31 protein-coding genes are annotated in these 25,341 nt (G+C 51.7%); 27 read left to right on the top strand and 4 right to left on the bottom strand.

Features of this window, described 5'->3' with window-relative positions:
* Position 1: 1 nt before the first annotated feature.
* Positions 2 to 490, top strand: coding sequence for a deoxycytidylate deaminase (locus H6A13_RS01475; protein ID WP_204907842.1), 489 nt, complete (start codon positions 2 to 4; stop codon positions 488 to 490).
* Here H6A13_RS01475 and H6A13_RS01470 read toward each other — a convergent pair.
* On the bottom strand, positions 474 to 737 hold the full coding sequence (locus H6A13_RS01470) for a YaaL family protein (RefSeq protein ID WP_204907841.1): 264 nt from the start codon (positions 735 to 737) through the stop codon (positions 474 to 476). The genes H6A13_RS01475 and H6A13_RS01470 overlap by 17 nt on opposite strands.
* 132 nt (positions 738 to 869) lie before the next feature.
* Here H6A13_RS01470 and H6A13_RS01465 point away from each other — a divergent pair, with 132 nt between their 5' ends.
* From H6A13_RS01465 to H6A13_RS01410, 12 genes are all read left to right on the top strand, one after another.
* Positions 870 to 1,079, top strand: coding sequence for a pro-sigmaK processing inhibitor BofA family protein (locus tag H6A13_RS01465; RefSeq protein ID WP_204907840.1), 210 nt, complete (start codon positions 870 to 872; stop codon positions 1,077 to 1,079).
* A gap of 181 nt (positions 1,080 to 1,260) precedes the next feature.
* Positions 1,261 to 2,175 carry a P-loop NTPase family protein gene (locus tag H6A13_RS01460; RefSeq protein WP_204907839.1) on the top strand — a complete coding sequence of 305 codons (915 nt, stop codon included), beginning with the start codon at positions 1,261 to 1,263 and terminating at the stop codon, positions 2,173 to 2,175.
* Complete coding sequence (locus tag H6A13_RS01455; RefSeq protein WP_204907838.1) at positions 2,172 to 3,554, top strand: TadA family conjugal transfer-associated ATPase; 1,383 nt, start codon at positions 2,172 to 2,174, stop codon at positions 3,552 to 3,554. Before H6A13_RS01460 ends, H6A13_RS01455 begins: the two co-directional genes overlap by 4 nt.
* Positions 3,499 to 4,086 (top strand): type II secretion system F family protein, encoded by a 588-nt coding sequence (locus H6A13_RS01450; protein ID WP_204907837.1) that lies wholly within the window; start codon positions 3,499 to 3,501, stop codon positions 4,084 to 4,086. The genes H6A13_RS01455 and H6A13_RS01450 overlap by 56 nt, the downstream gene beginning before the upstream one ends.
* Positions 4,023 to 5,297, top strand: a complete 1,275-nt coding sequence (locus H6A13_RS01445) for a type II secretion system F family protein (protein WP_243424695.1) — start codon at positions 4,023 to 4,025, stop codon at positions 5,295 to 5,297. The genes H6A13_RS01450 and H6A13_RS01445 overlap by 64 nt, the downstream gene beginning before the upstream one ends.
* Before the next feature lie 17 nt (positions 5,298 to 5,314).
* Positions 5,315 to 5,491, top strand: coding sequence for a Flp1 family type IVb pilin (locus H6A13_RS01440; RefSeq protein ID WP_204907836.1), 177 nt, complete (start codon positions 5,315 to 5,317; stop codon positions 5,489 to 5,491).
* 44 nt (positions 5,492 to 5,535) lie between these two features.
* Positions 5,536 to 6,879, top strand: coding sequence for a DUF5702 domain-containing protein (locus H6A13_RS01435; protein WP_204907835.1), 1,344 nt, complete (start codon positions 5,536 to 5,538; stop codon positions 6,877 to 6,879).
* Between the two features lie 162 nt (positions 6,880 to 7,041).
* Complete coding sequence (locus H6A13_RS01430; protein ID WP_207751819.1) at positions 7,042 to 7,776, top strand: pilus assembly protein; 735 nt, start codon at positions 7,042 to 7,044, stop codon at positions 7,774 to 7,776.
* Positions 7,764 to 8,198 carry a prepilin peptidase gene (locus H6A13_RS01425; protein ID WP_204907834.1) on the top strand — a complete coding sequence of 145 codons (435 nt, stop codon included), beginning with the start codon at positions 7,764 to 7,766 and terminating at the stop codon, positions 8,196 to 8,198. The genes H6A13_RS01430 and H6A13_RS01425 overlap by 13 nt, the downstream gene beginning before the upstream one ends.
* Positions 8,195 to 8,590, top strand: a complete 396-nt coding sequence (locus tag H6A13_RS01420) for a TadE family protein (RefSeq protein ID WP_338042978.1) — start codon at positions 8,195 to 8,197, stop codon at positions 8,588 to 8,590. Before H6A13_RS01425 ends, H6A13_RS01420 begins: the two co-directional genes overlap by 4 nt.
* 4 nt (positions 8,591 to 8,594) lie before the next feature.
* Entirely contained in the window at positions 8,595 to 9,302 is a 708-nt protein-coding gene (locus tag H6A13_RS01415) for a DUF6382 domain-containing protein (RefSeq protein WP_204907833.1), read from the top strand.
* Positions 9,303 to 9,440: 138 nt separating this feature from the next.
* The gene (locus H6A13_RS01410; RefSeq protein ID WP_204907832.1) at positions 9,441 to 10,055 is read left to right on the top strand and encodes a rhomboid family intramembrane serine protease; all 615 of its coding nucleotides are present in this window, start codon (positions 9,441 to 9,443) and stop codon (positions 10,053 to 10,055) included.
* Here the strand turns inward: H6A13_RS01410 and H6A13_RS01405 are convergent.
* Positions 9,993 to 10,751, bottom strand: a complete 759-nt coding sequence (locus H6A13_RS01405) for a sensor histidine kinase (RefSeq protein ID WP_204907831.1) — start codon at positions 10,749 to 10,751, stop codon at positions 9,993 to 9,995. The genes H6A13_RS01410 and H6A13_RS01405 overlap by 63 nt on opposite strands.
* A gap of 86 nt (positions 10,752 to 10,837) precedes the next feature.
* Here H6A13_RS01405 and H6A13_RS01400 point away from each other — a divergent pair, with 86 nt between their 5' ends.
* Both H6A13_RS01400 and H6A13_RS01395 read left to right on the top strand, forming a co-directional pair.
* Positions 10,838 to 11,242: an HIT family protein gene (locus tag H6A13_RS01400; RefSeq protein ID WP_204907830.1), complete on the top strand. Its 405-nt coding sequence runs from the start codon at positions 10,838 to 10,840 to the stop codon at positions 11,240 to 11,242.
* A 27-nt stretch (positions 11,243 to 11,269) separates the two neighbouring features.
* On the top strand, positions 11,270 to 11,830 hold the full coding sequence (locus tag H6A13_RS01395; protein WP_204907829.1) for a sigma-70 family RNA polymerase sigma factor: 561 nt from the start codon (positions 11,270 to 11,272) through the stop codon (positions 11,828 to 11,830).
* A 42-nt stretch (positions 11,831 to 11,872) separates the two neighbouring features.
* Here H6A13_RS01395 and H6A13_RS01390 read toward each other — a convergent pair whose 3' ends face one another.
* A complete protein-coding gene (locus H6A13_RS01390; RefSeq protein ID WP_204907828.1) occupies positions 11,873 to 12,940 on the bottom strand; it encodes an undecaprenyldiphospho-muramoylpentapeptide beta-N-acetylglucosaminyltransferase in 1,068 nt (355 codons plus the stop codon).
* Positions 12,941 to 13,066: 126 nt separating this feature from the next.
* Here H6A13_RS01390 and H6A13_RS01385 point away from each other — a divergent pair, with 126 nt between their 5' ends.
* Together H6A13_RS01385 and H6A13_RS01380 are read left to right on the top strand one after the other, a co-directional pair.
* On the top strand, positions 13,067 to 13,957 hold the full coding sequence (locus tag H6A13_RS01385) for a DUF4367 domain-containing protein (RefSeq protein ID WP_204907827.1): 891 nt from the start codon (positions 13,067 to 13,069) through the stop codon (positions 13,955 to 13,957).
* Positions 13,958 to 14,028: 71 nt separating this feature from the next.
* Positions 14,029 to 14,538 (top strand): DUF6147 family protein, encoded by a 510-nt coding sequence (locus tag H6A13_RS01380; protein WP_338042977.1) that lies wholly within the window; start codon positions 14,029 to 14,031, stop codon positions 14,536 to 14,538.
* A gap of 382 nt (positions 14,539 to 14,920) precedes the next feature.
* Here the strand turns inward: H6A13_RS01380 and H6A13_RS01375 are convergent, their stop codons facing one another.
* A complete protein-coding gene (locus H6A13_RS01375; RefSeq protein WP_204907826.1) occupies positions 14,921 to 15,166 on the bottom strand; it encodes a TIGR03905 family TSCPD domain-containing protein in 246 nt (81 codons plus the stop codon).
* Positions 15,167 to 15,336: 170 nt separating this feature from the next.
* Here H6A13_RS01375 and H6A13_RS01370 point away from each other — a divergent pair, with 170 nt between their 5' ends.
* The 10 genes from H6A13_RS01370 (at position 15,337) to H6A13_RS01325 (ending at position 25,297) form a co-directional block, all read left to right on the top strand.
* A complete protein-coding gene (locus H6A13_RS01370) occupies positions 15,337 to 16,032 on the top strand; it encodes a 5'-methylthioadenosine/adenosylhomocysteine nucleosidase (protein ID WP_204907825.1) in 696 nt (231 codons plus the stop codon).
* 132 nt (positions 16,033 to 16,164) lie between these two features.
* Positions 16,165 to 16,983 (top strand): hypothetical protein, encoded by an 819-nt coding sequence (locus H6A13_RS01365; protein WP_204907824.1) that lies wholly within the window; start codon positions 16,165 to 16,167, stop codon positions 16,981 to 16,983.
* Positions 16,984 to 17,133: 150 nt separating this feature from the next.
* Positions 17,134 to 18,480: a glucose-6-phosphate isomerase gene (locus H6A13_RS01360; RefSeq protein ID WP_207751818.1), complete on the top strand. Its 1,347-nt coding sequence runs from the start codon at positions 17,134 to 17,136 to the stop codon at positions 18,478 to 18,480.
* On the top strand, positions 18,480 to 19,925 hold the full coding sequence (locus H6A13_RS01355) for an aminotransferase class I/II-fold pyridoxal phosphate-dependent enzyme (RefSeq protein ID WP_204907823.1): 1,446 nt from the start codon (positions 18,480 to 18,482) through the stop codon (positions 19,923 to 19,925). Before H6A13_RS01360 ends, H6A13_RS01355 begins: the two co-directional genes overlap by 1 nt.
* Positions 19,918 to 20,505, top strand: coding sequence for a nucleoside/nucleotide kinase family protein (locus H6A13_RS01350; RefSeq protein ID WP_204907822.1), 588 nt, complete (start codon positions 19,918 to 19,920; stop codon positions 20,503 to 20,505). The genes H6A13_RS01355 and H6A13_RS01350 overlap by 8 nt, the downstream gene beginning before the upstream one ends.
* Positions 20,492 to 21,481 (top strand): DNA polymerase III subunit delta', encoded by a 990-nt coding sequence (gene holB / locus H6A13_RS01345; protein WP_204907821.1) that lies wholly within the window; start codon positions 20,492 to 20,494, stop codon positions 21,479 to 21,481. The genes H6A13_RS01350 and holB overlap by 14 nt, the downstream gene beginning before the upstream one ends.
* 4 nt (positions 21,482 to 21,485) lie before the next feature.
* Positions 21,486 to 22,397 carry a PSP1 domain-containing protein gene (locus H6A13_RS01340; protein ID WP_204907820.1) on the top strand — a complete coding sequence of 304 codons (912 nt, stop codon included), beginning with the start codon at positions 21,486 to 21,488 and terminating at the stop codon, positions 22,395 to 22,397.
* A complete protein-coding gene (locus tag H6A13_RS01335) occupies positions 22,390 to 23,157 on the top strand; it encodes a tRNA1(Val) (adenine(37)-N6)-methyltransferase (RefSeq protein WP_204907819.1) in 768 nt (255 codons plus the stop codon). Before H6A13_RS01340 ends, H6A13_RS01335 begins: the two co-directional genes overlap by 8 nt.
* 48 nt (positions 23,158 to 23,205) lie before the next feature.
* Positions 23,206 to 24,045 (top strand): 16S rRNA (cytidine(1402)-2'-O)-methyltransferase, encoded by an 840-nt coding sequence (gene rsmI / locus H6A13_RS01330; protein WP_204907818.1) that lies wholly within the window; start codon positions 23,206 to 23,208, stop codon positions 24,043 to 24,045.
* A 139-nt stretch (positions 24,046 to 24,184) separates the two neighbouring features.
* Positions 24,185 to 25,297, top strand: a complete 1,113-nt coding sequence (locus H6A13_RS01325) for an ABC transporter ATP-binding protein (RefSeq protein WP_204907817.1) — start codon at positions 24,185 to 24,187, stop codon at positions 25,295 to 25,297.
* Positions 25,298 to 25,341: the final 44 nt, after the last annotated feature.

Genomic DNA, 25,341 nt, shown 5'->3' with positions numbered 1-25,341 from the left:
CATGGGAGCAAAGAGAACAGATTATATCAGTTGGGATGAATATTTCATGGGTGTGGCGATCCTGTCCGGCCTGCGTTCCAAAGACCCCAATACACAGGTGGGGTGCTGTATCGTCAGCCAGGATAACAAGATCTTGTCCATGGGGTATAACGGCCTGCCCATCGGCTGTTCGGATGACGAGTTCCCCTGGGTGCGGGAAGGCGACGACCCGCTGGAGACAAAATACGTGTACACGGTCCACAGCGAACTGAACGCCATCTTAAATTACCGGGGCGGAAGTCTGGAAGGGGCCAAGCTTTATGTATCCCTCTTCCCCTGCAATGAATGTGCGAAAGCGATCATCCAGAGCGGGATCAAAGAGGTGATCTATGATTGCAATAAATATGAGGATACTGCTTCCGTGCAGGCGTCCATGCGGATGTTTGACGCGGCAGGCGTAAACTACCACCAGTATCACCGCACGGACCGGGAGATCAGGATCCGGCTGTAGTCTCGGCCTTTGCCTGACGCAGAAGAAACTGGTAATGTTTCCATGCGGCATTTCCTTTGTAAATGTAGCAGTCGATCAGGTCCGGGTCGGATGCGTTCTGGAAATGGAGATAGGCGTCGTCCATCTCCTGTCTGGCCAGATCGATGGCCCGGGAAAGATCCGGAGAAAGAATTGTCTGAGAGGGGACGGATAAGAAATGCGTCCCCTCTTTTTCTTTGCCTGCGCGGCTGCGGGGAAAGAGTGGCATGATGTTCACCTCCGTTTTGAAAAGAGTGGGCTTATTAAAAAATTTCTTTGCCATTAGTATGCCGGGATTTGGGAATAAAATACCAGAAAAGAGGATATATATGGAGTAAAGACGAAACGTAAGGGGGAGCCCATGGGAGAAAAACTGATCCGGGCAGCGGTAAACTTTTTTGTGCGAAGCGTTACCGGGATAGCTTTGATTTTCTTTATAAACGAATTTCTGTCTCTCCAGGGGATTTCTGTATCTGTCGGAATGAATCCGGGCACTGTTTTGACATCGGGAATCCTTGGGGTTCCGGGGGTTGCGCTTTTGTATGGGATTGGCTTTTACGGAATCCTGTAAGACTTGCACAAAATTTTTCATTTTCTAAATCAGGGATAGACAAGCGGATATCCCGGGGGTATAATCGTCCTACAAGCTGAATCTGAAGCTTGCATCTGATTGATTCTGATTCATTGGATCTTATGCCGTTTCGGCAGAATTTTCAAAACAAGGGAATGTAAAAAAGAAGGAGGGATATTATGTGGCGAGCAGTTTTGTAATCTGTGATAAAGAAGAAGGATATGCCTCTGCGCTGGCCGCATTTCTCATGCAGAAAAAGGAGCTGGCCTTTCAGATCCAGGTGGTAACATCTCCGGAGCAGGCGGAAGAATTTCTGGAGGAAAAGCCGGTGGATATTCTGGTGATCCATGAAGGATGGCCAAGAGAAGAGAGGAAGAAATTCCGGGCCGGCAGTGTCTTTGTTCTGACAGAGTCGGACCGCGGGGAGGCAGGACCCGGCGAGACAGCGCTGTACCGGTATCAGTCCGCAGACGCGCTGCTTGCACAGATGGTACAGAACAGCGGGCCGGGGCTTCGGACCGCAGGGGAACTGTTCCTGCAAAAAAGGAGGCAGGACGTCCGGGTGATCGGTATATTTTCTCCGGTACACCGGACAGGGAAGACCAGATACGCACTGAAGCTTGGGCAGGAGATCGGCAGCGCGTCCCACACGCTGTATCTGAACCTGGAGCTTTACGGAGGGATCGGCGGGTATTTTCCGGAAGAAGGAAATACGCTGGCAGATGCCCTGTATTATTCCAGAATGGAGGGCCGGGACTTAGGCTGGATGCTGGCTTCCATGGTCAGCCATATGGGACCTTTGGACTATCTTTTGCCTGCGCGGGTGTCGGAGGATTTAAAGGCAGTGCCGGGAAAGGACTTTCAGCGGCTGATCAGCCAGATCGTGACGGAAGGGATGTACGAGGTGGTGATCCTGGATCTGGATGAAGGGATCCGGGACGTCTATGAACTGCTGCGGATGTGTACGGAGATCCATATGCCTGTCCCGTCAGACCGGATCGCGGAGGCCAAGATCTTTCAGTTTGAAGAAGAGCTTCATCTGCTGGGGTATGACGACGTGAAGCAGAAGATCCGTAAAAAGGAGAAGCTTCGATGATCCGGGCGGAACAGCTCCATGCCAGGATCATGGACGAACTGGATATGACCCGGGAGATCGAAGACGAGGAACTGACAAGGCTGATCTATCAGGTGCTGAATGAAGCGTCTAAAGAAGAGCATCTGTCTCTGGAGGAAAAGACGGCTCTTGGGCGGGAATTATTCAATGCTTTCCGTAAGCTGGATCTTCTGCAGGATTTTCTGGAAGATGAAGACATCACGGAGATCATGATCAACGGAACGGACTATATTTTTTATGAAAAAGAAGGAAGGCTGTACCAGTCGGACCGCAGATTTGTGTCAAAGGAAAAGCTGGAAGACGTGATCCAGCAGATCGTATCCGGGGCCAACCGGTTGGTCAACGAAGCGTCCCCTATCGTGGATGCAAGACTTCCCGACGGATCCCGCGTCAATGTTGTGCTGGCGCCGGTGGCGGTCAATGGACCCATCGTGACTATCCGTAAATTTTCCAGGGAGGCGGCTTCCATGGAGAATCTTATGGCATGGGGTTCGGTCAGTCCGGAGATATCCGGGTTCTTAAGTATCCTGGTGGCATCCGGGTACAATATCTTTATCAGTGGCGGAACCGGTTCCGGGAAAACCACATTCTTAAATGCATTATCGCAGTATATTCCAAAAGACGAACGAATCATAACGATTGAAGACAATGCAGAACTGAAGATCCGGGGGATCCCCAATCTGGTCAGCCTGGAGGCAAGGAACGCCAACGTGGAAGGCACCGGAGCGGTGACGATCCGGGATCTGATCAAGGCGGCTCTTCGGATGCGGCCCAACCGGATCATCGTGGGAGAGGTGCGCTCCGCGGAGGCCATTGATATGCTGCAGGCCTTGAATACGGGCCATGACGGCAGCTTAAGCACCGGTCACGCCAACAGCCCCAGGGATATGCTGTCCCGGCTGGAGACCATGGTGCTGATGGGGATGGATCTTCCGCTGCCGGCGATCCGCCGGCAGATCGCCTCCGGCCTGGACCTGATCGTTCATCTGGGCAGATTACGGGACAAGAGCCGGAAAGTGCTGGAGGTGACGGAGGTGCTGGGCTATCAGGACGGGGAGATCCAGCTCCAGACACTGTACCGGTTTGAAGAGGAGGGAATGAAAGATGGGAGACTTCAGGGGTCCTGGACCAAATGTCATGAACTTTCTTGCAGGGACAAGCTGCTGGCGGCAGGATATCACGAAGCGGGAGTGGCTGTGGATCGGGGCGAAGGCAAGCGCAGTCACCCTCTTGACAGCATGGCTGTATTACCGGACGCTCTGGGCGGCAGCGGCGCTGCTCCCGTTCTGGGTCTGGCATTTCCGGATGATGGCGGGGGAGACCTGCCGGAAAAAAGAAAGCGCATTTGCAAGGCAGTTTAAAGAAGCGATCCTGACCGTTTCCTCAGCCCTGAATACGGGGTACTCGGTGGAAAATGCATTCCGGGAAACGAAAAAGGAACTTCTGCTCATCTATCCGGAGGACGCCAGGATCTCAAAAGAGCTGCAGATCGTGGTGCGCCAGTTAAGACTTCAGGTTCCGGTGGAGCAGGCGCTGGAAGAATTTGCCGGAAGGGTGGACCTGGAGGATTTACGAAGCTTTACGGCGGTCTTTATTGCCGCCAAAAGAAGCGGCGGAGATATGCTGGCGATCATTAAGGATACGGCCGCGCAGATCGGAGACAAGATCGATGTAAAGCGGGAGATTGAAACCATCCTTGCGGCAAAACAGTATGAGTTCCGGGTCATGTCGGCGGTTCCCTATGTGATCATCGGGTATATGACGTTAAGTTTCCCGGAATTTATGGGCACTTTATATGGAAATCTGGCGGGAACAGGGGTGATGACGGTATGTTTGCTGATCTATGTGGGCGCGTATTATCTTGGATTAAAGATCATAAGGATCGAAGTCTGATCCTCGTCCTGGCCGGACTGATGCTGGTAGGTGGAGTGATCCTTCTGGCGGCGGATTATGCGGGCACCAGGCAGGCCGTTACAGACGGAGTCCGGAGAAATTCCTACGGAGAAGGCGCAAGGAGAGAAGCCTTTGACGTGGAGGTGGAAGATTCCGGGGAGCGGGTTCCGGTGGAAGTGGAAGTGGGCGAGCAGAAATATACCGCGGATGAGATCCAGGAAATGTTTGACCGGGTGGGACGAAAGCTGGACAAACAGATCCTGAACGGCAATGAGAGTCTGGACCGGGTAGAGACGGATCTGGATCTGGTGACCGGGATTCCGGATGAGCCGGTGGATATCGCCTGGGAACTTGACCGGTATGACGTAATGAATATCCAGGGGGAGATTACAGAGGAGACGCTGGAAGAAGAGGGGACGCTGGTGACCTTAAGCGCGCTTCTTACTTACCGGGAGGACGAGACACGGCAGGCCAGACACCAGTGTACGGTCTGCCTGTATCCAAGGACGCTGAAGCCGGGAGAAGCCAGAGAACAAAAGATCCGGGAAGAACTGACAGAGGCGGAGGCAAAAGACCGGGAAGAAAAGATCTGGCATCTGCCCCGGACCATTGGCGGCAAGGCCGTATCTTACTACCGGCAGATGGACAGCCGGGGAGCGGTGCTGATCGGGATGGCGCTGATAACGGGGATCCTTCTGCTGGCACAGAAAAAGCAAAAGGAAATGCAGGAAGAGACACAAAGAAGCCGGCAGCTGCTCCGGGATTACCCGGAGATCGTGGGGAAACTGACCCTTTATCTGGGGGCAGGCATGACGGTCAAGCGGGCGTTTCGAAAGGTGGTGGAGGACTATGAGCGGCAGAAAGAGACGACAGGGGTGCGCTGTGCCTATGAAGAGATGCAAAAAACCCTTCGGGAAATGGAGAGCGGACACACCGAGGCAGAGAGCTATGAGAACTTCGGGAGACGTTGTAAGGTACAGGCATATCTGAGGTTTGGGGCATTGTTGTCCCAAAATTTAAGAAAGGGAACCAGAGGACTGACCCAGCTGTTAAAGATGGAGTCGATCCAGGCATTTGAAGACAGGAAGGCAAGAGCCAGAAGACTGGGAGAAGAGGCAGGGACCAAACTCCTTCTGCCCATGTTCCTGATGCTGGCCGTGGTACTGGTGATCGTCATTGTGCCCGCCTTTTTGTCCATGCAGATTTTGTAGGAGAAAGGGGAATATTTATGTGGAGAATCCGATACTTGCTTTATACTTTGCGAAAAGACGAGGGGATCGGCGTGGTGGAGATCATTCTGATTCTGGTGGTACTGATCGGCCTGGTCATCATATTCAAATCCCAGCTGACCAGTCTGGTGCAGACCATCTTCGAGAAGATCACCAGCGAAAGCGCCAGCATCTAGCCGGGGGAGGCGCCCGGGAGACTGGAGTAAGGGGAGAGATCACGGTGTTCGTAAGCCTGATCTTCATCCTTCTGGTCTCCTTTGCCGGCTCCCTGATGGAGAGCGCCTCCATCCAGATGGCAAAGAACTACCGGCGGGCGGATATGAACCGTGCGATCGAAAGCGTATTTGCAGAGTATCAGAAGGAACTGCTGGAAGAATACGACATCTTTGCCCTGGATGGAAGCTATGAGACCGGAAGTTACGCGGAAGGGAATCTAAAGGACCGGCTGGAATATTACGGAGCGGCAAATATGGAGCATCAGATCAAAAGGATCCAGTTCCTGACGGACCGGGACTGTCAGGCATTCTGGCAGCAGGCGGCCTGGTACATGGAGCAGAGATATGGTCTGGATATTGTAAAAGACTGGACAGGAATGACGAGCGTGTGGGGGCAGCAGGAAGACCAGGCAAAGGAGTATCAGACGGAGGAAAAGGAGATGGAACAGAATCTGGAGAATCTTCTGGAAGCCAATGAAGGAGAACTTCCGGCGGAAGAAAATCCCATTGCCCATGTAGGGCAGCTTCAGAGTTCGCCCATCTTAAATCTGGTGATGCCAAAGGACGTTGCTGTGTCGGAAAAACGAGTGGATCCGGGCGGACTTCTGGAACACCGGGAGCGCAACAGCGGATACGGGGATTTTTCTGATGTGGCGGAAGAAAGCGGCACCTTGTCCACGCTTCTTTTTGGAGAGTACCTGCTGGAACATTTTTCTTTATTTACGGATGAAGAAAAGACGGGCGCTCTGGACTATGAACTGGAGTATATCCTGGAGGGAAAGCCTTCGGACCGGGAAAATCTGGAGGGCGTGGTGAAAAAGCTGATGCTGATCCGGTTTGTACCCAATTACGCTTATATACAGACGGATGCGGCAATGAAGGCAGAAGCGGAAGCCATGGCGCTGACCCTTTGTTCTTTGCTGGCGGTGCCTGCGATTACGGAGGCCGCCGCACAGGTGATCCTGCTGGCGTGGGCCTACGGGGAGACGGTGATGGATCTGCGCTCCCTTCTGGCCGGCAGCCGGGTCCCGCTGGTCAAAACAAAGGACAGCTGGCAGTTAAGCCTTTCGTCTCTTTTGAAGCTGGGAACAGAAGAAGACCTTAGCGACGGGAAGGACACCGAAGGAGGGCTTCCCTACCGGGAATATCTGCGGATGCTCTTGTTCCTGAAACCGCAGGGAGAGATGGCGCTTCGGACCCTTGGGATGATCGAACAGAATCTTAGGAAGGAAGAGGGACTGACCTGGTTTCGGGCAGATTTATGCATCAGCCGGGTGGAGTTCCGCTCACAGGTGTCTCTTAGACGGGGGATCCGGTATGACTTTTCGACGTATTTTGGTTATCAGTAAGAGGCAGACACAGATGCCCTTCCGGCATCAGAACTCAAAACAAAACGTGCGGCATCTGCCGCAAACAATATCAAAAAGAAAGGAGCAGGATTTGTGCGAAGATTTCAGATTATCCTTTTCCCAACCAGGCAAGTCTGTAAACGTAAGTCCGGGAGGACATCTGTGTCTGCCTCTGTCACCGTGGAAGCGGCCATGGCTGTTCCCATCTTCTTCCTGGCAGTGATCTGCCTGATCTATCTCCTGGAACTGATGGCGATCGGGACTGCGGTGCGCTCAGGACTTCAGTATGCGGGGAAGCGGGCGGCACAGGACGCGGCCACAGCTCCCGTCCTGATGCCCTCCAGACTGGAGTCGGATGTGGTGGAAAGCATCGGGGCCGACCGGCTGGCGCGCAGTATTGTGGAAGGCGGAAGCAGCGGGATCGACTGCAGCCGTTCCCGCATGTCAGTGCGCACCGGTATCGGAGAACTGTCTGCCGTATACCAGGTCCGGATCCCGGTCCCTCTTTTTCGGATCCCGCTGGTCCGGTATGAAGAGACCATGCGGATCAAGGGCTGGACCGGGTATGAGAGGGCAGGCTTTGGCGGCGAGGACGATGAGACAGTCTATATCACGGAGACAGGTCTTGTCTACCATAAGGACTATCACTGTACTCACCTGGACCTGTCCATCCGGATGGCCTCCGGGGAGGAGGTCTCTTCTCTCAGAAATGAGAGCGGCGGGAAATATTATGCCTGCGAGCACTGCGGAGGCGGAAGCGGCGGCGCGGTTTATATCACGTCGTATGGAGACCGGTATCACAGTTCCCTGTCCTGCAGTGGATTAAAGCGGACGGTGTACGCGGTGCCTCTGTCAGAGGCAGTTGGAAAGGGGGCGTGTTCCAAATGTGGACATTGAGTTATGCGATCGGAATGGGGATTCTGGGAAGCCTGTCGATCATAGATATCCAGTTTCGCCGGGTGCCGGCGGAGATCCTGGGGATGGCCAATCTTGCGGTGATCGTCTATCAGATCGTATTTGCAAGAGAAGATCTGTGGCTGATCCTGGGCGGAGCGGCGGTGGGCGTGCTGTTCCTGGGATTCAGCTGGGCCACCAGAGAACGGATGGGCTACGGGGACAGCTGGGCGATCCTGATCCTTGGGATCTTTCTCGGCCTGTGGGGGCTTCTTGAGGTACTGGCGGCGGCATTTTTCTTTCTTGCGGCAGTTTCTGTCATCTTTCTTGCCCGAAAGAAAATGTCCCGGCGGTTTGCCGTACCCTTTTATCCTTTTTTGACAGCCGGGTATCTGATCAGTGTCTGTGGAGGCGGTTATCTGTGAGAAAAAAGGGACTGGAAGCATCATTTACTGTGGAAATGTCGGCTGTGGCGCCGCTTTGTCTTCTGCTTGTGGCGGCCTGCATCCTGGTATTTTTTTATTTCCATGACAAAAATATCCTGTCAGGGGCTGCCTACGAGACGGCTACGACAGGCAGTATAAAAGCAAGAGAAAAAGACGGGGTGGAACCGGGAGAACTGGAGGCACTATTTGCCCAGAGGACCGGAGGAAAATGTATCCTATTTGCCGGAGCCGGCGCGGAAGTTTCGGTAACGGAAGAAGAAGTGGCGGTAAATGTCACTGCTTCCGGCGGCGGGATGCGTCTGTCTCTTTGCCGGAAGGCGGCGGTGACAGAGCCGGAAAAAAAGATTCGGAATATAAGGAGGTTTCAGTAGACCGATGGAACGCAAGATCACGATTGAAGAAAAGGAACGATACCAGGAGGATTACCAGATGCGGATGCTGAAGGTGAACCGGCCGGAGGGGCTTTTGCGGGTCCGGGGAAGAGGCGTGGACGGCCGCAGCTTTTATGAATATGACGTCAGCGGCAAGGTATCCATGAAGGCGCTGTATGAAAGAGGCAAGATCCGGGAGAATGACCTGAAGCAGTTTCTGGCGTCTTTTCAGACTGCGGTGCGGGAGGCGGAAAACTATCTTCTGAACGTACATCGGATCCTTCTGAAACCGGAGTATATTTTTTATGAAGACGACCGGTTTTATTTCTGTTATTATCCGCCGGCGGATCAGGATCTGTGGACGGAGTTCCATCTTCTGACCGAATATCTGGTCAAGCAGGCGGATTATCAGGACAAGGAGGCGGTTCGCATGATCTTTTTACTGCACAAGGGAACCATGGAGGAAAATTATAGTATGGACAAATTAGTGAGAGAATGTATGGAATCCGAAGAACCGGAAGAAAAGAAGAAAAAGCAGGAGATCACCTATGATACCAGGGAACACGACTGGATCACCGAGCAGGAGATGGGCAGTTCCATTCTGCGGGAGACCGACAATATGTGGACTCCGGTCAGACACTTCTTAAACAGGCACAAAAAGCAGCGGTGGGGAGACTGGGACGGGCTTCATATTGAAGAAGACGAATTGTGACGAATTGTGGCAAAGAGTGACGAATCTTTTCGAAAATGAAGTGGTGTACTCTTCCGGTTCTATGCTATAATTTATGCTATACCAGACACATCGTCTGACCACAGATGACACAGGGATCCGAAAGGGTGATGGACAAAGATGGAAACGGGAAATAAAAAAGCTTATGCAGCCATCGCGCTTGCGGCTGTCAATGTGGCAGTATTCTTATATCTTGCATTTGGCGGACCGACAGAGGACGGCGCATATATGCTGGAGCACGGGGCCATGTATGTTCCCCGGATGCTGGAATACGGAGAGTATTACCGGCTGTTTTCCAGTATGTTTCTGCATTTTGGATTCCAGCATCTGTTCAACAATATGGTGATGCTTTTGATGGTGGGATGGAATCTGGAACTGGAGATCGGGTCTGTCCGGTTCCTGATCATCTATCTTCTCAGCGGTCTGGGAGGCAATCTATTGTCCGGATATCTGGATATCCGTCTGCAGGATTATGCGGTATCTGCAGGAGCGTCCGGGGCCATCTTCGGGATCCTGGGAGCCCTGCTCTATGTGGTATACCGTAATCACGGAAGACTCCGGAACATTTCCGGCAGAGGCATGCTGGTCATGGTTGCCATTACCCTGTACTTTGGATTCGCCAGTTCCGGCGTGGATAATGCCGCCCATGTAGGCGGCCTCATCACAGGACTCTTATGCGGGATCCTGCTGTACCGGAAGAAACACCGAAAACGTGGAACCTTTGCCGGGTTCTGAAAAGACCCGGATCTCGCCGTTGTGGGCGCGGATCACCCGGCGGACGATGGCAAGGCCAAGTCCGGTGCCGCCCGGCTTATGGGTGACGAAAGGTTCAAACAGGGTGTCAAGATCTTCCGGCGCGATGCCGCAGCCATTATCAGACACGGTAAGGACAAGCTGACGTCCGGATGCCTGCATCTTAGCAGAAAACGTAAGAACCGGAGCAGGATTCGCACCATCAGACAGCGCATCTCTGGCATTTCCAAGGAGATTGAAAAGAGCCTGCCGGAACTTCACCTGGTCGATGGGAAGGACAGGCAGATCCGGATCGATCCGGGAGACAAATTCAACGGGCGTATCGATAAGAGAGGCAGCAAAGGACAGCGCCAGGGTGCGAAGCCAGGACGTCATGCCGGTAGCGGTAAGGTTCAGCCACTCTCCGTTATTATAAGAAGACAGCTCCTCCAGAAGACGGGTCATATATTCCACGTCTTCGCGCATCTGTGCCCAGTGCCGGTAGTTACGGACTTCCGGGTGATCGGCTTCAATAAGCTGGATGGAACTGTACACCAGGGAGAGAGGATTGCGGATCTCATGGCTGATCGCGCTGATCTGCAGGCGGTGAGCCTCCAGAAGCTTTGAGATGACCTCCTTATTCTCTGGACTTTCGTCCATGATCGCTGATAATTTGTCGTTGTCTGTCGCCTGAAACATAGATATTACCGCCCTTTCTGACTATTCAGTTTAGCATCGGCGGTTACAATATTCAATCAAATTTTTACAGAAAGAAGGAAGAAGAAATGAAAGATGACAACTGTATTTTTTGTAAGCTTGCAAACGGGGAGATCCCCACAGCAACCCTGTATGAAGACGATGATTTCCGGGTGATCCTGGATGCAGGCCCGGCGGCCAAAGGACATGCACTGATCCTTCCCAAGGAGCACTATGCCAACCTCTATGAACTGGACGACGAGGTGGCTGCAAAAGTCCTGCCTCTGGCGAAAAAAATGATCACAAAACTGACAGATATCCTGGGCTGCGACGGCTACAACCTGGTACAGAACAATGGTGAAGCCGCAGGCCAGACCGTGTTCCATTTCCACCTCCATATGATCCCGAGATATAAAGATGACGGCGTAGGACTGACCTGGAAGATGGGAGAACTGACGGAGGAAGATAAGAACGACATTCTGTCCAGAATGTAATCCTATGCGGAAGTGAAGGATACGGATGTGAGGGCGGATGCAAACGGAAGAGACAGTTTTGATGAGATTTATGAAACATATGCAGAGCTGGTCTATGAAAAGGCCATGAGCTATGTCAAAAATCATCATGTAGCAGAAGAGATCATGCAGGAAACTTTTCTGAAATTCTTCCGGTTCAGGAAAAATACAAATCTGGAAGCTGCAAAGCCGTGGCTGCTGCTGACTGCAAAGTATGCAGCCATGAATTATAACAGAGATACAAAATGGGAATATGCGGTGGACGGAGTGACACAGGAGAAAAATGAGAAGATCGCCTGTGAGGGAGAAGATCCCGAAGATGCCATGATCCGCAGACTCAGAGAAAAAGAATACATCGGACTGACAGACGATATCTTTGCGGCTTTATATCGCAAAAATGTACGGTGGTACGATGCGATCACTATTACTTATGTACTGGAAAAGCCACAGAAAGAAGTGGCGGAGCTGATGGGAATGGATCTGGATTCCTTTCACAGTATGCTCTACAGAGCAAGAAAGTGGATCAAGGACAACTATGAACACCGGCTGGATGAGATCCGGGAATTATGAAAGCCCCCTGAGCCGGCCAGTGAGGCCGGAAGGGGGCGCAGACTACTTGTTGACCACAGATTCGATCAGATCGATGATGGTATCGATGGAATTCTGCTGGTGTGACCGCTTCATTGCTTCTATGTAAGTCTCCCTGTTTTCATAAAGCTTCCGGATCGCAGTCAGAAGAACCTCCTGGTTGAGGGCTTCCTCTTCCAGGACCATACTGTAACCCTGCCGTTCAAAGGACCGGGCGTTCAGGATCTGGTCGCCCCGGCTCTGAGAGGCGGGAAGAGGGATCAGAAGATTGGGCTTGTGAAGAGCAAGCAGCTCGCAGATGGCGTTGGCTCCCGCTCGGGAGATCACGATATCTGTCAGGGCAAACAGATCTTTTAATTCCTCTTTGATATATTCAAACTGGGCATATCCCTCGAGGTTCTTAAGAGAATCATCGACCTTGCCCTTTCCGCACAGGTGTACCACCTGGAAGGACTTTAACAGTTCAGGCAGAATACCGCGGACTGCCTCATTTACGGCAACGGAACCAAGACTTCCGCCGATCACCAGGATCACCGGTTTGTCGGAGGTGAAGTGTAAAAATTCCAGAGCCTTATATTTATCACCGGACAACAGTTCCTGACGGATGGGGGATCCGGTCAGCACAGCCTTCCCTTCCGGAAGATGCGAAAGCGTCTCCGGGAAGTTGCAGCAGACTTTAGTCGCAGAGGGAAGAGCCAGTTTGTTGGCCAGTCCCGGTGTCATGTCGGATTCGTGGATGATCACCGGCACATGGCGGCCTTTGCCTGCGATCACCACTGGCACGGAAACGAAGCCGCCTTTGGAAAAGATTACGTCCGGCTTCAGAATCTTGATGAGACGCTTAGCCTCACCAAGCCCCTTCAGTACACGGAAGGGGTCGGTAAAATTCTGCACACTGAAATAGCGGCGCAGTTTCCCCGAGGAAATCCCATGATAGGGAATCCCGAACTGCTCAATCAGTTCTTTTTCAATGCCATTGTAAGAACCGATATAGTGGATGTCGTATCCAAGTTCTTTAAGCCGCGGCAGAAGTGCAATATTAGGAGTAACGTGGCCGGCAGTGCCGCCACCGGTTAAGATAATACGTTTCATAAGGACCTCCCAAGCTAATATACGTATCATATGCCTCGTTTTGGCATATCTTATACCTATATTATACGTTTCCCGGCCTTCTGGTCAAGAGAAAGAAGATCCTGTATGAAATAAGAGGAAAAAAATATGGACAAAAAGAAAGATACGCTGGAACAGCGGATTGCCGAAGACTTCAAAAAGCTGGCACAGGCTGAAGAAGAGAAGACCAGAAAAGAAGCAGAATCAGAAAAAGACATCCGCATGCCCGAAGGCACCAAAGAAGCCGTCCGGGCCAGACTGGATGAGGAGATAAAGAAGATAGAAGACGCCGAAGTGTATGACCGGCTGTCAGAAGAGGACCGCCGCGCGCTGGAGCTGGGGCGGAAAGTTTTGCGGGAAGAGAAAGAGAAAGAAAAGCAAAAAGAGGAGAAAGTCTTCGAAGGAAAAAGCAGAAAGCATCACCGCAGGCCCGGAAGGGTGTATATTGCAGTGGCTGCAGTTCTGGTGGCGACGCTTGCAGTCAGCGTCAGCGCAATGGGCGGACCGGAGCGCATGGTACGGATGGTGAGACAGGCCGTAGGCGACAGGGAAGTAGAGCAGGTGGATTCCAGTGATGAGAATCTGGTGATCGTGGAGGAGAATGAGGAAGAGGCATATCAGGAACTAAAGAATATATTTGGAGTTGATTCGGTTAGAATAACGAAGCGACCAGTAGGGATAAAATTTAAACAAATGAGGTGTGATTCACAAAATCTGACGGCAGAAATGTGGTATCAAGGAGAATGTGGGACGATTACGTTTGTGATAAGTGGCTCTTATAAAGATTCATCTTGGGGTATAGATATTGAGGATGAAATAGAAGAAGAGTACACAAAAGAAATACAGAATTGTGAAATGGAAATAAAAGAATATCGGTTGCCATTTGGAAATGAAAAATACTCCGCAAGATTTACATTTAATGGACTAGAGTATTTTTTGGTAGGAACAGTTTCAAATGTAGAATTTGAAAAAGTAATAAATAATTTACATTTTTATTAAAAAATGCGTCAGTTTTTGTCGGTTCATGTGTTTATATAATGAGGGAATGAAAGAGTAGAGGGAGGTGAGAGTTGAAAAAGAGAATTTTGTCAGCTTTATGTGTAGCATTGCTGTTTTTCAGCATACCATTTTTTACAGCAGTGCCGGCACGGGCGGCTGACAAGCCTGTTTTGGATGGTTCGATACTGACGCAGGATAGAGAATCTATTGGAACAGATACTAAGATTACCCGAGGTGTGGATCTGATGGCCGGATATTCTAAGATAGTTCGTTTAGGACCAGAAAAGATTTATGCTGGAGGGACGACAATGGCATCGCGGGAAGTTGAAAAAGTAATGATTTCGGTCATGGTTGAAAGGGCGCAAGAAGGCGATGACGCATGGTCGTTTTATGATAGCTGGCAGAAAGAGAACCATAATGTGGATCGAGTGGGATCTAATCGGACTTTAGAAGTTGAGGGTGGATATTACTATCGCGTACGTTGTATCCATTCCGCCAATGATGATGTCAGCAGTTCCTTTACCAATGGAGTCTATGTGGAAGAAGACAGTATATTCCCTGACATCCTGCCAGAACTGTAACCACCAAAACGAGACAGAGAAGAGAATTAGAAAGTACGAGCAGACTATTTTTTGTAACTAGAAAACCAACTGGCGTTTCTTATGGAGAGAAGGGACGCCGACCTAAGTCCGGGGAGGCTGTGGGGCGCGCTGATGCGCGGTGCAACCATTTTTATTGCAAATTAAAAAATATAAAAATCCTTACATTGAGAAACCGTAAGGCCCAGGCAATGGGCTAAAGTCGTCGCGTACAGCGCGTCCCACAGCCTTCCCGGCAAAAATATAATTGGCGAACTGACAATTATTTATTTTAAAAGATTTTTAATCGAGACGAAATTTAAAAACCCAAAAAAGCAGCAGGTGAAAAAGGATGCGGGGAATTCCTCGCATCCTTTTCCCATGCTTAAGCTTCGCCGATCGCCTGCTTTAAGGCGTAGGATAACTGGTCCGGGCAGGAAGTCGGTTTATTTCCGCAGCGGATACCTTCCAGCCTTGCAATGGCATCGTGGACATTCATTCCTTTTACCAGATGAGAGATGCCCTGGGTGTTGCCGCTGCAGCCGCCTACAAATTCTACGCTTTTGATCGTGTCGCCGTCCAGATCAACATGGATCAGACGGGAACAGACGCCGTGTGGGATATATTCCATGATTTAATGCCTCCTCTTGAGTATTTTACGATATTTTTGCTTTTCGTCACGAAAATTATAACAGAAAGCATCTGATAAAACCAGTCTTTGCTTTCTTTACTTTTCCCGGAAATTATGCTTATAATAGCATATTGACGGAAATGTATGTGAATCGGGAGGAGGAAATCTTAATGATCATCGGAATTATCGGCGCCATGGAAGATGAAGTGGCGGCGCTTAAGGAAGCCATGGAGGTCCGCAGGACTGTCAGTATCGCATCCATGGAATTTGTAGAAGGAACGCTGGAGGGGAAGGACGTAGTGGTAGTCAGAAGTGGCGTTGGCAAGGTCAATGCCGGCATCTGCGCCCAGATTCTGGCGCTTCGGTTCCAGGTGGATGTCCTGATCAACACCGGCATCGCAGGCTCTCTGGATGCCCGGATTGACATCGGCGACCTGGTAGTGTCTACCGACACCGTCTATCACGATGTGGACGCAGGAACCTTTGGCTATCAGCCGGGGCAGGTTCCGCAGATGGATACCTTTTCCTTTGCGGCGGATCCGAAGCTGATTGAAACGGCAGTGGAGGCAAACAAAAAAGCCAACTCGGATATCCGGACCTTTACCGGGCGGATCGCCAGCGGAGACCAGTTTATCGGAAGCGGCGAGAAGAAGCAGTGGATCGCCGACACCTTCCATGCCCTGTGCGTAGAGATGGAGGGAACGGCCATTGCCCAGGCCGCTTATCTGAACAAAGTTTCGTTTGTCATCATTCGTGCCATTTCGGACAAAGCCGACAACAGCGCGGTGGAGGATTACCCGGTGTTCGAACAGAAGGCCATTGCCCACAGCGTGGCGCTGGTAAAGGAGATGCTCCGCTCCTTATAACCCATAAGACTTTCAAAAACCGGCAGGGAGCGACGAAAGCCGCCCGCTTCCGCGCAGAACCTGCCGAACGCTTTTTAAGGCGCTCCTTTTGATTTTCTATTATAATGCAAATCAAAAGGAGGGCTTTTTATTATGTTAGAAGTAATGATGGAGGGGCGCGTGCCATACGTGCTGATGGGGATCCTGACGGTGATCGGGATATGGAGTAAGATTGTGGTGCATGTGTCGCTGAAACGCCTGGTAGGGGCTGCGGGCAGTATGAATAAAAGCAATCATCCGCTGATGCGGCTGGTGAAGGCAAAGTTTGAGCATGCCTGTATGGTCAGCGACACCGTAGAAAATGTAGGCGTCTTTGTGGACAAGTATCTGTATGAATACCGGGTGTTCGGCCTGCGTCTTCATACGCTCAGGAGACTGGAAAAGGCCGCGGCCGCAGGATGTCTTCTCGTGGGAGCCGCAGGAGCGGCAGGCTGGTATGTGCTGCAGGGCATGGGAGACCTGGTGCTGCAGACAGGGGCCGCGGGAGCCGCCCTTGCGGTGCTGGTGTATCTGATCCACCTGGCCACGGACGAGGGCTACCGGTTGGACGCGGTAAAGAATTATATGGTAGATTATCTGGAAAATGTCTGCCGCCACAAGTATGAGAAGGCTGCCCAGAAAGAGCTTCAGGTCATGACTCCGGAGGTGCACCCGGCAGAGGAAGCCGTACATAAACCGGTCATGATGATCCGCAAGACCGAAGAGTTGGAAAAGGAAGAAGCGGAGGAACAGCCGCAAAAGCAGCTGCAGGCACAAAAACTCCTGCAGCAGCAGGCCCGGGAGGAGACGCCTGACAGGCACCTGGAGATGGAGAAACAGGAAGCAGGACGCACGGATCCAGACCATGATTCCGAGAAAACTGTGGATAAAAATGTGCTGATCCGGCGGATCCTGGAGGAATATATGGCGTGATCTTTCTCTTCTGATGCGCTTGCGAAACCACCTCTAATTTGCTAATATAATAATGCCGGGGATGAAAGGCCGAAGCGGACTTTCGCGAAGGGCCGATCTTTCAAGGCAAAACGGATATCTTGAGGATTAGGAATGGAAGGAGTCACGATCATGAGTAAGGTTACATTTGACTATTCAAAGGCAAAAACATTTATTGCAGATCATGAGATGGTATCAATGAAGAAGATCGCAGAGGCCGCAAAGGACGAGCTTCTCGGAAGAGAAGGCGCAGGAAATGATTTCCTGGGATGGATCGATCTTCCGGTAGACTATGATAAAGAAGAATTTGCGCGGATCAAAAAAGCGGCAGAAAAGATCCAGAGCGATTCAGAGGTTCTTCTGGTAATCGGGATCGGAGGCTCTTATCTGGGCGCACGGGCAGCCATCGAGTTTTTGCGCCACAACTTTTACAATATGGTATCAAAGGAGATCCGCAAGACTCCGGAGATTTATTTCGTAGGCAACAGCATCAGCAGCACCTATCTGAAGAATCTGATCGACGTGATCGGAGACAGAGACTTTTCCGTTAATATCATTTCCAAATCCGGCACGACCACGGAGCCGGCCATCGCATTCCGCATTTTTAAGGAAATGATGGAAAAGAAGTACGGAAAAGAAGAGGCGGCAAAGAGAATTTACGCCACCACAGACAAGGCCAGAGGAGCGTTAAAGAATCTGGCTACAGAAGAAGGCTACGAGACCTTTGTAGTTCCGGATGATGTTGGAGGACGGTTCTCTGTTCTGACCGCAGTGGGACTTCTGCCGATCGCAGTCAGCGGCGCGGATATCGACCAGCTGATGGCAGGCGCGGCAGCAGGAAGAGAGCGGGCGCTGAACGCAGCGTTTGAAGAAAACGACGCCATGCAGTATGCGGCAGTCCGCAACATTCTTTTAAGAAAAGGCAAACAGGTGGAGATCCTGGCAAACTACGAACCCAGCCTTCACTATGTATCCGAGTGGTGGAAGCAGCTCTACGGCGAAAGCGAGGGCAAGGACCAGAAGGGAATTTTCCCGGCGTCGGTAGACCTGACCACAGACCTTCACTCCATGGGACAGTTCATTCAGGACGGAAACCGGATTATGTACGAGACCGTTATGAATGTAGAAGAGTCCAAAGAAGAGATCGTGATCCAGGAAGAGCCGGTGGATCTGGACGGCCTGAATTATCTGGCAGGCAAGAACGTAGACTTTGTCAACAAGAGCGCCATGAACGGAACTGTTCTGGCTCACACCGATGGAAATGTGCCGAATCTGATGGTCAACATCCCGAGACAGGACGAGTTCTCTCTGGGCGAACTGTTCTACTTCTTTGAGTTTGCCTGCGGCGTCAGCGGATACATCCTTGGCGTAAATCCATTTAACCAGCCGGGCGTGGAGAGCTACAAGAAAAATATGTTTGCCCTCCTTGGTAAGCCGGGTTATGAAAAAGAAAGAGAAGAATTGCAAAAGAGACTGTAATGCAGATATTGCTTGAGAAACTTACGGCATATGGGGCCTCGGATCACTACGGGTTCCATATGCCGGGCCATAAAAGACAACTGGATCTGATGGAGGGGATCTCCCCTTATCAGATCGATATCACTGAGATCGACGGGTTCGACGACCTGCACCATGCAGAGGGCATTTTAAAAGAAGCCCAGGAGCAGGCGGCGAAGGTATACCACGCAGAAGAGACGCATTTCCTGGTAAATGGAAGTACGTCCGGGATCTTAAGCGCGATCCTGGGTTCCACCAGGCGGGGAGATCAGATCCTTGTGGCAAGGAACTGCCACAAGTCTGTGTATCACGCGATCGAAATGCAGGAACTGAAGCCGGTGTATCTGTATCCCGGATTTGATCCGGAGGCACAGCTGAATACCGAGATATCCGCAGAAGACGTAACAGCCGCCCTAAAGCGGCATCCCGGAGTGCGGGCGGTGGTGATCGTATCACCTACCTATGACGGGATCGTGTCGGATGTGGAATCGATCGCAGAAGCGGTCCATGTGCATGACATCCCCCTGATCGTGGATGAGGCGCATGGGGCGCATTTTGGCTTTCATCCGTATTTTTCGGAAAATGCAAATCAAAAAGGCGCGGATATAGTGATCCACAGCCTTCACAAAACCCTGCCTGCCCTGACGCAGACCGCGCTCCTTCACATGAACGGAGAGCGGGCGGACCGGAGACGGGTGCGCAAATACCTGCATATGCTGCAGACCAGCAGCCCGTCCTATGTGCTGATGGCTTCTGCGGACGCCTGCATCCATCTGTTGCGGGAAGAACCGGAACAGGTTTTTGAGCCCTATGTGCGTTGCTTAAAAGAGACCAGAGAAAAGCTGTGTGGCCTGAAGAAGCTGCGGCTTGCAAAGGTGGAGGGCATGGATCCTTCCAAGCTGGTCATTTCCGTGAAGGACGCCGGCATTTCCAGCAGGGAGCTTTATGACCGGCTTTTGCAGGACTGGCATCTCCAGCCGGAGATGCGGGCCGGTACTTATGTGCTTTTGATGACCACACTGGGCGATACCCCGGAAGGAATGGAACGGCTGGTACAGGCGCTTTGTGCGATCGACGCAGAGGCGGAAGGTGCAAAAGGCGGGGAGCCAAGGCTGGAAGAAGCCGGCCTTTCCACTGAGATGCAGCCAGGGAAATTTCCTAGGCAGGAGCAGGTGTTTTTTCCTGCGGAGGCAGAAGCCCTGCAGGGTTCTGAGCCGGAGCATATCGCAAGCGTAAGCTGGGAGGAGAGCCCGGGCGAGGTCTCGCTGGAGTATGCTTATCTCTATCCGCCGGGATGTCCGGTGATCGTTCCTGGAGAAAAGGTGTCACAAGAGGCGGCAGATATGTTACAATGGTATCAGGCACAGGGATTTTCTGTGGAAGGTCTGCGGGAAGATTCCCGGATCGAGGTGTACAGACATGGGTAAGATATACTATATGATGGGAAAAAGTTCTTCCGGGAAGGATACGCTGTTTAAGGAAGTCAAAGAGGCTCTGCCGGAGCTTCGGACTGTGACCTTATACACCACCCGTCCCATCCGGGAGGGAGAGAAGGACGGCGTAGAATATTTCTTTGTCACCGATGAAGTCCTGGACGACTACGGACGCCGGGGGCTGGTGGTGGAAGAGCGGGGATATCACACCGTATGCGGTCTGTGGCGGTACGCCACGGTCGATGACGGCCAGATCGATCTGGCGGCGTCGGACTATCTGGTGATCGGCACGCTGGAATCCTACGAAAAGATGCGGGAATACTACGGGGCAGAGCAGCTGGTCCCCATCTACATCGAGGTGGAGGACGGCGAGCGGCTTGCAAGAGCCCTGCAGCGGGAGCGTTCCCAGGCGGAACCAAAGTACGCGGAGATGTGCCGGAGATTTCTGGCGGATACAAAGGATTTTTCCGAGGAAAATCTGAAGAGGCTGGGGATCGGGAAACGATTCTATAATCAAGAGAAAGAAAAATGTTTGGAAGAAATCATAGGGGAAATACGATATGGGAAGCTTTAAGGACGTAGTTGGTCATAAGGATATCATAAAATACATTCAGAGTGCCGTGGAACATGGTCAGGTGGGACATGCCTATATCATGAACGGCGAGAGGGGAGCAGGCAAAAAGATGCTGGCAAGCCTCTTTGCCATGACGCTGTTGTGTGAAAAGGGCGGATCCGAGCCCTGCAATACCTGCCATTCCTGCCGTCAGGCCGAGAGCGGCAACCACCCGGACATCCTCTGGGTGACCCACGAGAAGCCGGGTACCATCAGTGTGGACGACATCCGGACCCAGGTGGGAGACACGGTTATGATCAAACCCTACCAGGGACCATACAAAGTGTATATCATCGACCATGCGGAGCTGATGACCCAGCAGGCGCAGAACGCTCTTTTGAAAACACTGGAGGAGCCGCCGGAGTACGTGGTATTCCTGCTCCTGACAGAAAATGCGGAGGCCCTTCTTCCCACCATCAATTCCAGATGCGTGATGCTGAAGCTTCGCAACATCCGCAACACCCTGATCCGCAAGTACCTGATGGAAGTGCTGCAGGTGCCGGATTATAAGGCGGATATGTGCACCGCATTTGCCCAGGGCAATCTGGGACGGGCCATTATGCTGGCGAATTCCGAGCATTTTAATGAGATCCGGGAGGAAGCGGTTCAGCTTCTGAAATACATCCATGAGATGGAGATCAGCGAGATCGCCCAGGCGGTGAGCCGGATCACAACCTATAAATTAGAAATCACAGACTACCTGGATATCATTATGATCTGGTACAGGGACGTCTTGTTATATAAAGCAACAAAAGAAGTAGACAAGGTCATTTTCAAGGAACAGATCTCCTACATCAAAGAGCAGGCAAAGAAAAGTTCCTACGAGGGGATCGAGACGATCCTGAAGGCGCTGGATACGGCCAAGGCAAGACTCCGCGCCAATGTAAACTTTGATCTTGTAATGGAGCTTTTGTGCTTAACGATAAAGGAGAATTAACAGTATGACAAAAGTAATAGGCGTCAGATTCCGCACTGCGGGAAAGATATACTTTTTTGCACCGGGGAAATATAAGATCCACGCCGGGGACAAGGTGATCGTGGAGACTGCAAGAGGCGTAGAGTTCGGCTCTGTGGTGTCCGGTATCCGGGAGGTGGAAGATGAAAAGATCCAGCAGCCTTTAAAGCCGGTGATCCGTATCGCCACAGCGGACGATATCCGCAGGGAAGAAAAGAACCGGGAGAAAGAAAAAGAAGCATTTGAAATCTGTCTGGAAAAGATCCGCAAGCACGGTCTGGAAATGAAGCTGATCGACGCGGAGTATACTTTCGATAACAATAAGGTGCTGTTTTATTTTACAGCGGACGGACGGATTGATTTCCGGGAACTGGTCAAAGATCTGGCCAGCGTGTTCCGTACCAGGATCGAGCTCAGGCAGATTGGCGTGCGGGATGAGACCAAGATCCGGGGCGGCATCGGCATCTGCGGAAGAGAGCTTTGCTGCCACACCTATCTGTCCGAGTTTGCGCCGGTTTCCATTAAGATGGCAAAGGAGCAGAATCTGTCCTTAAATCCGACCAAGATCTCCGGCGTCTGCGGCAGACTGATGTGCTGCCTGACCAATGAGGAACAGACCTATGAGGAGCTGAACCGGCATCTGCCGGCAAACGGCGACCATGTGACCACGCCGGAAGGGCTGAGAGGAGACGTGCAGGCGGTAAATGTGCTGCGTCAGCTGGTAAAGGTGGTCGTGACACTGGATAACGATGAAAAGGAAGTCCGGGAGTACAAGGCCAGCGAACTGAAGTTTAAGCCCCGCCGCAGGAAGAAAGATGTGAAGATCTCCAAAGAGGAGATGGCGGAACTCAAAGGCCTGGAAGAAAAGAATGGAGCGTCAAAATTAGACGATGAATAATAACGAACCAAACGGGAAGAAGGGGACGGATCTGATCCGGCCGGGCGAACGCTCGGACGATCTGCAGATCAAAGGACGCAGGATCATCCAGAGCCCGGGGCGGTTCTGCTTTGGCATGGACGCAGTGCTCCTAAGCGCATTTGCCCATGTGCGGCCGGGCGAGCGGGCGCTGGATCTGGGCACAGGAACCGGGATCCTGCCGATTCTTCTGGAAGCAAAATACGACGGCAGCTCATACACCGGCCTGGAGATCCAGGAAGAGAGCGCCGGGATGGCCAGACGGAGCGTGGCGCTCAATGGTCTGGAAGAAAAAATCCATATCGTAACAGGGGACATCAAAGAAGCAGCTTCTATCTTCGGAGCCGCTTCTTTTGAGGTCATTACGGTAAATCCGCCTTACATGATCGGCGGCCACGGGCTTCGGAATGACAATCAGGCCCTGTATGTGGCCAGGCATGAGGCGCTTTGTACCATTGACGACGTGCTGCGGGAAAGCGGAAAGCTTTTAAAAGACAAAGGGCGTTTTTATATGGTGCACCGACCGTTCCGCCTGCCGGAACTTCTTACGAAGATGGCAGGATACGGGCTGGAACCGAAAAGGATGCGCCTGGTCCATCCCTATGTGGATAAAGAACCCAATATGGTGCTTCTGGAGGGGCTAAAAGGCGGGAAGCCCAGGATGCAGATCGAGCCGCCCCTTATTGTGTATGAAAAGGACGGAAACTATACCGGGGAACTAAGAGCGCTGTATGGAGAGTAGGATTTTGCCGGACTGCAGGCAGGATCAGGTGGAAGAGAGGAGCAGGATATGGCAGGGACATTGTATCTGTGTGCGACGCCGATTGGGAATCTGGAGGATATGACCTTCCGGTGCGTGCGCATTTTAAAGGAAGTGGATCTCATCGCGGCAGAGGATACCCGCAACAGCATCCGGCTGTTGAATCATTTTGAGATCAAAACGCCCATGACCAGTTACCACGAATATAATAAGATAGAAAAGGGCAGAAAACTGATGGAAAAGCTGCGGGAAGGCACGGACATTGCCCTGATCACGGACGCAGGGACGCCCGGGATCTCGGATCCCGGAGAAGAACTGGTGCGGATGTGCCGGGAGGAAGGGATCCCGGTGACGGCAGTGCCGGGAGCGGCGGCCTGCGTGACGGCGCTTACCATCTCCGGACTTCCCACCAGGAGATTTGCCTTTGAGGCCTTTCTTCCCACAGAGAAAAAGGAGCGGCAGCAGATCCTGGAAGAACTGAAGCAGGAGACCAGGACCATCGTCCTTTACGAGGCGCCCCACAGGCTGGTCAAGACGCTGCGCCTGCTTCTGGAAACACTGGGAGACCGGCAGGTCCGGGTGTGCCGGGAGCTGACTAAGAAGCATGAAACAGTCTATGAAAATACCCTGTCCGGAGCGGTTTCTTATTATGAGGAGCAGGAGCCAAAGGGCGAGTGCGTGCTGGTGATTGCCGGAAAGAGCCGGGAGGAGATCCGGCGCGAGGAGCAAATGCAGTGGGAGGAAATGACCCTGGAAGAACATATGGAAAAATATCTGTCAGAGGGAATGGACAGAAAGGAAGCCATGAAACAGGTGGCAAAGGACCGGGGGATCGGGAAACGGGAGGTCTACCGGGCGCTGCTGCAATAAGGGCAGCAGGCAGGTGTTGGTCAACTTGTATAGATTCGTGAAAAAAGATTGTTCAACTTGGGTATTTCGAAAATCCGGAAAGTTTACTATACTTGGTAACAGTTAGTGAAAACGAAAGTTTTTTTAGGAGGAAGATACAATGGCAAGTTTATCACTGAAACACATTAACAAAACTTATCCGAACGGATTTGAAGCTGTAAAAGATTTCAATCTTGAGATTGAAGATAAAGAATTCATCATCTTCGTAGGACCTTCTGGATGTGGAAAATCCACCACACTTCGTATGGTAGCTGGTCTGGAAGATATCACCTCCGGTGAGCTGAAGATCGGCGACAAGGTTGTAAATGACGTAGAGCCGAAAGACAGAGATATCGCGATGGTATTCCAGAACTACGCTCTGTATCCGCACATGACCGTATATGACAACATGGCATTCGGTCTGAAGCTGAGAAAAGTTCCGAAGGACCAGATCGACAAGATGGTTCGCGAAGCTGCCAAGATCCTTGACCTGGAAGCTCTTCTGGATCGTAAGCCGAAGGCTCTTTCCGGTGGACAGAGACAGCGTGTTGCTATGGGACGTGCGATCGTTCGTAATCCTAAGGTATTCCTGATGGACGAGCCTCTTTCCAACCTGGACGCAAAACTGCGTGGACAGATGCGTGTAGAGATCTCCAAACTTCATCAGAGACTGGGAACAACCATCATCTATGTAACACACGACCAGACAGAGGCTATGACCCTGGGTACCAGAATCGTAGTTATGAACGCTGGTGTTGTTCAGCAGGTAGATACACCGCAGACACTGTACGATGCACCGTGCAACATGTTCGTTGCAGGATTCATCGGATCTCCGCAGATGAACTTTATCGATGCAGAGTGCAAGGTTGAGGGAGACAAGGTTTCTCTTGTAACAGGACCTCACACCATCGTACTTCCGGCTGCAAAAGCAAAAGCACTCAAAGACGGCGGCTATGCAGGAAAGGCAGTTGTTCTTGGTATCCGTCCGGAAGACCTTCACGATGAGGCAGAATTCATCCAGGCTTCTCCTGACACCGTGATCGAAGCTAAGATCCGTGTATACGAGATGCTCGGTGCAGAAGCACTTCTGTACTTCGACTATGAAGGCTCCAGCATGACTGCAAGAGTAGATCCAAAAACATCAGCAAGAAGCGGCGATACCGTTAAATTTGCACTGGATGCTGACAAGATCCATGTATTTGACAAAGAAACAGAGAAGACAATCACAAACTAGTCTGAAGAGACAGGTCAGGGGCTGTCGGGAAATAGATAGTTCCA

The sequence above is a fragment of the Mordavella massiliensis genome, assembly GCF_016902415.1.
Lineage (GTDB): Bacteria > Bacillota > Clostridia > Lachnospirales > Lachnospiraceae > Merdimonas > Merdimonas faecigallinarum.
This window is presented reverse-complemented; position numbering and strand designations above follow the sequence as displayed.